This window comes from Sphingobacterium sp. NPDC055431, assembly GCF_053644255.1.
In genome coordinates this window covers 62,032-69,987 of record NZ_JBSHLH010000021.1, presented here as the reverse complement: position 1 = coordinate 69,987, position 7,956 = coordinate 62,032, and the positions used below count along the sequence as shown (strand labels likewise).

Annotated in this window: 8 protein-coding genes and 1 tRNA gene; all 9 read left to right on the top strand. The window is 37.2% G+C overall.

Translation table 11 applies throughout. The annotated features are described in order from the left end of the window. The first annotated feature begins 369 nt into the window (after positions 1-369). A tRNA-Arg gene (locus tag ACWIB3_RS16090) sits at positions 370-443 on the top strand. Positions 444-2,674: 2,231 nt separating this feature from the next. Continuing rightward, positions 2,675-3,382, top strand: coding sequence for a hypothetical protein (locus ACWIB3_RS16085; RefSeq protein WP_313262226.1), 708 nt, complete (start codon positions 2,675-2,677; stop codon positions 3,380-3,382). Between the two features lie 12 nt (positions 3,383-3,394). Continuing rightward, the gene (locus ACWIB3_RS16080) at positions 3,395-4,279 is read left to right on the top strand and encodes a nucleotidyltransferase domain-containing protein (protein WP_454292123.1); all 885 of its coding nucleotides are present in this window, start codon (positions 3,395-3,397) and stop codon (positions 4,277-4,279) included. A gap of 60 nt (positions 4,280-4,339) precedes the next feature. Then, positions 4,340-5,041 (top strand): VIT1/CCC1 transporter family protein, encoded by a 702-nt coding sequence (locus tag ACWIB3_RS16075; protein ID WP_313262224.1) that lies wholly within the window; start codon positions 4,340-4,342, stop codon positions 5,039-5,041. Between the two features lie 299 nt (positions 5,042-5,340). After that, entirely contained in the window at positions 5,341-5,967 is a 627-nt protein-coding gene (locus ACWIB3_RS16070; RefSeq protein ID WP_185213861.1) for a Crp/Fnr family transcriptional regulator, read from the top strand. A gap of 69 nt (positions 5,968-6,036) precedes the next feature. After that, positions 6,037-6,252, top strand: a complete 216-nt coding sequence (locus ACWIB3_RS16065) for a YgaP family membrane protein (protein ID WP_185213860.1) — start codon at positions 6,037-6,039, stop codon at positions 6,250-6,252. 159 nt (positions 6,253-6,411) lie between these two features. Beyond that, positions 6,412-6,771: a DUF4180 domain-containing protein gene (locus tag ACWIB3_RS16060; protein WP_185213859.1), complete on the top strand. Its 360-nt coding sequence runs from the start codon at positions 6,412-6,414 to the stop codon at positions 6,769-6,771. Positions 6,772-6,848: 77 nt separating this feature from the next. After that, positions 6,849-7,259 carry a hypothetical protein gene (locus ACWIB3_RS16055; protein ID WP_185218303.1) on the top strand — a complete coding sequence of 137 codons (411 nt, stop codon included), beginning with the start codon at positions 6,849-6,851 and terminating at the stop codon, positions 7,257-7,259. A 332-nt stretch (positions 7,260-7,591) separates the two neighbouring features. Then, positions 7,592-7,945 carry a hypothetical protein gene (locus ACWIB3_RS16050; RefSeq protein ID WP_454292122.1) on the top strand — a complete coding sequence of 118 codons (354 nt, stop codon included), beginning with the start codon at positions 7,592-7,594 and terminating at the stop codon, positions 7,943-7,945. Positions 7,946-7,956: the final 11 nt, after the last annotated feature.

The following is a 7,956-nucleotide window of genomic DNA, read 5'->3' as shown; positions in this document are numbered from 1 at the left end:
GAGAGTGAGGGATTCGAACCCCCGAACCTGTGACAGTTAACGGTTTTCAAGACCGCCGCATTCGACCACTCTGCCAACTCTCCGCGACAAAAGTACAAATTCTGACTTGATCTCCAAATAAAAAATGAAAATAATATGGTTTAAAATCCCCTTTATAGCCTAATTAAGCTGATTTTTAACCCATTAGAGCAGGAAATTATTTTATCCAATGCAGGATTTTTTATTGCACATTAATAATAAAGAGGAAAGGCCGGCGAAATATTAAAAATATGTACTTGGAAGGCAATTAGTTAATGATTAATCCAGCAAAAAAAGCGATTTTATTTTGCATTTATCAAGCAAATACCTACTTTTGCTTCACAAAATCAGGCGCCAATAGCTCAGCTGGATAGAGCAACGGTTTTCTAAACCGTAGGTCTTAGGTTCGAACCCTAATTGGCGTACTTAAAAGCTCTCTTCTTAGAGAGCTTTTCTGTTTTCTAATAGTCCGATATATTTTCTCCCAACATTATATCTCTTTTATTACCAGCATTCCTCCTACCATAACCCAATCTTCAATTGAAATAGTTTACTCATCTTACGATTCGTAATGACAAACCCAGCTATTTAAAATAAAAATAGATTCTTCGTTAACACTCTGAATCCCTCTCAAGCACATGTTTGATTCTGAACGATCAGTGGGGAATCTGTACGGTTCTCCTTCCCCCAAACCCTGTCATCCTTTACCGTAGGTAAAGGAACTGTACGCTAATATAAACTATCGAAGACAGAAGAACTGTAAACCAAATGCATTCCATGATATTCTTGATTTTGAAGGTTTGCATGGTTCCGAGAACCTTCGTGCCTCAGGTTGACAATCTAAAAGAACATTACCCCTTTGCGATTCTGAACGATCAGTGAGGAATCTGTACGGTTCTCCTTCCCCCAAGCACTGTCATCCTTTACCGAAGGTAAAGGAACTGTACGCCAATGCAATTATGGTTTGCATGGTTCCGAGAACCTTCGTGTATCAGGTTGAGAGAGGAAAAGATAACATTGCCCATTTGCGATTCTGAACGATCAGTGGGGAATCTGTACGGTTCTCCTTCCCCCAAACCCTGTCATCCTTTACCGAAGGTAAAGGAACTGTACACCAATGAAATTATTGTTTGCATGGTCCCGAGAACCTTCGTGCCTCAGGTTGACAATCTAAAAGAACGTTACCCCTTTGCGATTCTGAACGATTAGTGAGGAATCCGTACGGTTCCCTTCCCCCAAGCACTGTCATCCTTTACCGAAGGTAAAGGAACTGTACGCCAATGCAATTATTGTTTGCATGGTTCCGAGAAACTTCGTGCCTCAGGTTGACAGTCAAAAAAACCATTGCCCATTTGCGATTCTGAACGATCAGTGAGGAATCTGTACGGTTCTCCTTCCCCAAGCCCTGTCATCCTTTACCGAAGGTAAAGGAACTGTACGCCAATGCAATTATTGTTTGCATGGTTCCGAGAATCTTCGTGCCTCAGGTGGTCACTGGCAAAGAAAGGCAAAACCTCCCACCTCGTTAAAAAATGTTAATCCGAACTGTCCCATATAAGATAGGCACAGGCTTTGCGTTTGTATAGTACAAACAGAGTAAAAGAGTAATGAGTAAATAATTTCATAATTTAGGTTAATAATTGGTTAGTAAAAAAAATCCTAAGCTTCCCCAGCTTAGGATTTTTGTTTTGGGGATAATCTTAACCTCATTCGAGACACATTCGGAATTTTCGCAAAATGTTTAAAATAATATTCAATGTATCCTCGGGCAATCTACCATGAATTTCAAAGGATTTCTCGAATATGTCTCGAATGAGACCCGAAGGAAAGTAAGCTATGTTCAACTATACATTGAATAGAATTTCGAAAAAGAATGTTAGGAAAACTGACCAAATCTAACCCATCCAACAGCTTGTTTCTTGAACTGTAGATTTACTCCTAATCCCGCTTGAATGGCTTTCAGACTAAATTAGCGTTAAAAATTGTTAATCCGCATTGCCAAATATAAGATAGGCATAGGCTTTGCGTTTAATATAGTACAAACAGAGTAAAAGAGTAAAGAGTAAATAATTTCATAATTTAGGTTAATAATTGGTTAGTAATAAAAATCCTAAGCTTCCCCGGCTTAGGATTTTTTATGCACTGTATTTTTCTTTAAACCAAAATACTAGGCTAACTGTTCATTAGCTATGTTAGAGGATAAAAATTTTAGAAACACATGGATTTGGATCCTTGTCTTGATCATTGCATTGATCACTATCTATTTCATTTGGCAATTCCTATTCTCTGCTGGGGCTGAGGTTACAGAGGAATTCCCTAAATAGCTAAATAAGAAACAATTCCATGGTACATTTATTTGCTTGGTCAAATTATCTTATTTACCTTGAATATAAAATATAAACCTATGCAGATTCCAATTAAAAATCCTTCCCAATATCTTGGAATACTAATAGCTGCGCTATATGGTTTATTAATTAGATTTTTAGTTGAGGAAGATTCTATTATTTTTTCGAATAATGTCTATAATATTTCCTTCATTTTCATAACCCCTGCTATTATTGGAATTATCCCAATACTATTCCTGCAGAACAACGTTTATAAAAATGATTTCAAAACATTTTTATATCCGATAATTTCAGTTTTCCTTTTTTTATTATTGGCAATCGTCACAAAATTGGAGGACCTCTTTTGCATATTCATTATCGGCCTACCCTATTTTTTGATCACGGGCACGGTGGGATTTATTGCTGGGATCTTGTTGAAAAGAAAGGAGAAAAAGAAGAAGTTATTTACTTTGGTCTTTCTTCCTTTGTTCTTTCTCCCAATTGAAAAGTCATTTCCTGACAGAACCCAGGGTTACAAAGTTTCATATAGTACAATTATCAATAAGAGTCCGGAATACATTTTCCCAAACCTTGTGGAGGTCCCTCATTTGACAGACAAAGAGTATAAGGAAGGTTTTTTTCAGTTTATCGGAATCCCTCGACCTATTGAATCTAATTTATTTCAGGAAAACGGAACCCAATATAGAATAGGACAGTTTACAGACGGCTTAGCGCTCTACGAAACCATGGAAAAACAGGTTGAAAATCAGTTTGTCAGTTATAAAATTGATATTGAAAAATCTCAATTACGAGATAGACCTACCGATAAACATATTCTTAGGGGAAATAACTTTGAGTTTGTAAATATATATTACAACCTATCGCCTATTTCATCAGATCAAACCAAGGTTACCTTATCCTGTGATTATAAGATTACCTCTAAAATGAATTTCTATGCTAATTTTTGGGCCAAACTGGTCATCAAAGATTTTGAAACAAGATTGCTGGAAGCTATTAAGGTCAAGTTGGAAATGCAATAAAATGCTTAATTTATGGGTATGAATCTACCTCCTGAAAAACAAAAAATATTTGATGCAATCTGCGAGGATCTGGAAAAAGTGGAACATGTATCGGCTGTGGTTTTAGGCGGTTCCTATGCCACAGGAAGGGCAAATGCAGATTCTGACATCGATATTGGGATTTATTACCATGAGAACAATCCGTTTGACATCAAAGAAATTGAATCGATTGCAAAGAAATATGCCAAGGACAATATTCCTACAGTTACCGACTTTTATGAATGGGGACCTTGGGTGAATGGTGGCGCTTGGATACAGACTGAAGCAGGGAAGATCGATTTCCTTTACCGCAATATCAACCAGGTAAGGAGAACGATTCAGGATGCAATGGAAGGTATTTGGGAAAATCACTATGAACAGCAACCTCCATATGGGTTTACTTCTTTGTTTTATCTGGCGGAGATTGAAGCCTGCAAGGCCGTATTCGACCCTCAAAATGTAATACAATATCTGAAATCATTGGTCAAGATATATCCTGAACCGCTAAAGAACAAAATCATCCAAGAATCCCTTTGGGCTGCAGAATTCAGCATCATCAATACTAATGGGTTCGCGAAGAGCAATGATTACTACAATACCTTTGGTTGCTTTACCCGAACATTGAAAGCTATTGTCCAAGCCCTCTTTGCCATCAATGAAATTTATCCAATCTCAGATAAAAAAGCCTTAGAGATCTTAGAAAAAGCAGATCAGAAACCTAAGGATTTGACCAAGAAGGTAGAGTCGATCTTGAAAGCAAAAGTCTCCTTAACGGATAGCTTCATGCAATTGAACAGCTTATTTCAGGAAGTTGTTCAACTTTCGGGAAATCAATATACTCCCCTATTTAGTTTTAAGAATGGATTGAAACCTAGCTAAAGGCACATAATCTTTTAGGATTAATTTCCTTAAATTACAGTATCTAAATAACTGACAACCATGACAACAATCGACAAATATTTAGAGACCCATTATATACATCGAAGCAATTGGTTAAGGGCTGCTGTCTTGGGTGCCAATGATGGAATTATTTCTGTAGCCAGCTTAGCCATCGGGGTCGCAACAGCAAGTAGCAGCAGGGATCCTATTTTGCTGGCAACCGTTGCCAGTATGGTCGCTGGAGCATTGTCCATGGCAGCGGGGGAATATGTATCGGTTTCATCGCAAACCGATATCGAAAGGGCTGATATTAAGAGAGAAGCGAAGGAACTTGCTGAAATGCCTGAGCTGGAACTTCAGATGTTGGCAAAGATCTATGAAGAACGCGGATTGAAAAAGGAAACTGCCATGCTGGTGGCCAGGGAAATGACGGAGCACGATGCTTTGGCTGCGCACATCCGCGATGAACTTGGGATAACCGATATCAATCAGGCTAATCCAATCCAAGCTGCTTTGGCTTCTGGTGCCGCTTTTACCGCAGGTGGTTTACTTCCCCTACTGGTAGTAATCTTTGCTCCCGTTGAATATATGGTATATTCTCTATATGGATTCACCATTATTTCATTGGTCATCCTCGGAGCCGTTTCTGCAAAGACCGGCGGTGCAAAACCTTTGAAACCTATGATCAGGATCGTTATTTGGGGAACTATCGCGATGGCTCTATCTGCATTGGTGGGATATATTTTTGGCGTGAATGTATAATGAAAAAACATGATTCCAAATCACGCTATTACTTAGTATGCATATTACTTAACAGATAATCGACCATGGTAATTAAATATACGGCGCTATTAAAATTAATTTTATTATCAGGATAAAGAAATGACCTAATTGAATATAAAAAATATTAATTTCTAATTTCCCGCCAGCATTTGTAGCCGAATGCCTAATAATTTTTATTTTTTGGAAAATTTAGCATTTTATGATTTCCCCGTTATCTATATTTATTGTTTAAACATTAATATTGTTTAAATATTTATATTCACACAACTATATTTCAGATGAATAACATTGAGTTTGATTTCCTCTTGGAACAGGGTTTAAGAGCAGAGTTTGAACAGGTAGGCAGCAAACTTGAATTTAACACCGGGGATATTATCGTAGAACCACATAAATATATCAAAGTCATCCCTATCCTGCTTAAAGGGACCGTCAAGGTCGTACGAGAGACAAATGAAGGGAATGAATTGATCCTTTATTATATAAAAGCAGGCCAGAGCTGTGCGGTATCCCTATCTACCTCGCTCATGAACAAACTGAGTAATATCAAGGCCATTGCAGAAGAGCAGGTGGAACTCATCGCCATTCCTTCATCAACTTCGGCGAAATGGTATGATTCGTATGCGAGCTGGCGCATGTTTGTATTGAGAACCATGGACAATCGATACGATGAAATTATCAATGCGCTGGATAGTGTAGCCTTCAAGAAAATCGATGAGCGATTGATGGATTACCTGAAAACCAAAGCTGAGGCTGTACAAAGTAATATCCTAAATATCACCCACCAGGAGATCGCCAATGACCTTTCTACCTCAAGGGAGGTAATTTCAAGACTGTTAAAACAGTTGGAACAAAAGGGAATTTTGAAACTTTTTAGAAATAAAGTAGAAATTTTCTCCCCAATGTGATAAAAGTCACTGACAAACTATAGGATATAAGCCATTTTTGTTTTAGTGTTCACCCTAAATCATTTACTTATGAAAACAAACATGGGCCCACAAGACAAAACGATCAGGATAATCATTGCAGTCATTATTGCAGTTTTGTTCTTTACAAAAGTTATTTCCGGAACATTGGCAATTGTTCTATTGGTTGTTGCAGGGATTTTTGTACTCACCAGCTTAATTGGATTCTGTCCATTATATAGCCTATTGGGAGTTAATACCTGCAGAAAGAAAGCAACCAACCACTAAAAAGAAAATCACAATAACTATTATCTTTATACCTTACCCCGCTTATATCCCTTAAGTGGGGTTTCTTTTTTCCTGATATCGACAAAAGTATTTCTTTAAGAAAAGGCCAAACTTTCTCCAAGAGAATTATTATTTTTATAAAATATTCCACTATACCCCATGATATTAATAAAACATAGCCTCAACAATCAACAAATTGCAGAAGTTCAAGCAGACGATTATATCTGGAAAACAGTTGAAGACGGCACCGATGTAATGGGTGATGTATATTATCAGGGATTCGACAGGATGATCATTCACGAAAAGAACATACACCCGAATTTCTTTGATCTAAAAACAAAAATGGCTGGGGAAATCCTGCAGAAATTCTCTACCTATCGTGTGAGATTGATGATCGTAGGAGATTTCTCAAAATATAACAGTCAAAGTCTAAAGGAATTTATTGCCGAAAGCAACAAAGGCCGATTGGTAAATTTTGTGGAATCCGTTGACCAAGCAAGGATTAAACTTGCAGAATAATTTTGCCTTGATTTAATTTTCCGATCTGCTACAACCTATTTCATTTTGAATTACATTTGTGCATATTATTAATCCAAATGAATCCGATTTTTCGTAAGATCCTTGCCGTTGTTTTGGGCATTGTAATTGGCTCCATGGTCAATATGGCCTTGGTTTCTATAAGTGGTACCGTGATCCCTCCGCCTGATGGCGTTGACGTCACTACCGCTGAAGGTTTGAAGGCAGGAATGCATCTATTCAAACCCATAAATTTCCTGTTCCCTTTCCTTGCCCACGCGCTAGGTACCTTCGTTGGTGCTTTGGTAGCAGCATGGATTGCCCCTAACAATAAATTAACTTTTGCAATGGTTATTGCAGTATTCTTTTTCCTAGGTGGACTGGCCTCTATATTTATGTTGCCTTCTCCACTTTGGTTTACTTTCGTGGACCTGGTATTTGCATACTTCCCAATGGCTTACTTTGCAAAGAATATCATATCAAAAGATTAAAATATAGGCAGACCTTCCCATAATTATTGAATTACGCTAATACTTTGTTAAAAGATGTTAATCTAAAACTAAAAAGACACGAAAGTATAGTTCGTCTCGTTATAATAACAAAGAAAAGCAAAAGAGTAATAAAGAGTAATTTCATAATTTAGGTTAATAATTGGTTTGGTAAAATCCTGAGCTTCCCCAGCTCAGGATTTTTTCTTTTAACCCCATTCTTATCCTGTTAAAAAACCTTAAATCCTCTCCTTTGGCATGGTAAATGCAATAATCCTATTTGTAACATCGTTATTACAATAGATTAATTAAACATATAACAAAAAATTGAACATATGAATGAACTATTTTTTTCAGCACTGTTTATAGGAAGTTTACTTTTCGGAAACCCTGAAACCAAAGAAATTCCTTCAGAATTAAATATGAATCAAACGGAATTTGTAGAGCCTGCAGCTAAGGGCAAAATTGAACTACAAGCGGATGATTCCAATACGTATCAATACAAAGTTATTGGCGACCAAGTCAATGCTCCATTGACCATATTTGTCAATGACAAAGCTCAAGGTGAAGTCAATGTGGGTGATGTATTTGAAATCAAAAAACCTGAAAACACAAATTCTGGCGAAAATCTAGAAGTATCCTTAAAGAATAGGGATGCTGAATATGCCAGTCATATCATAAGCTTTTAATCTCAATTAAA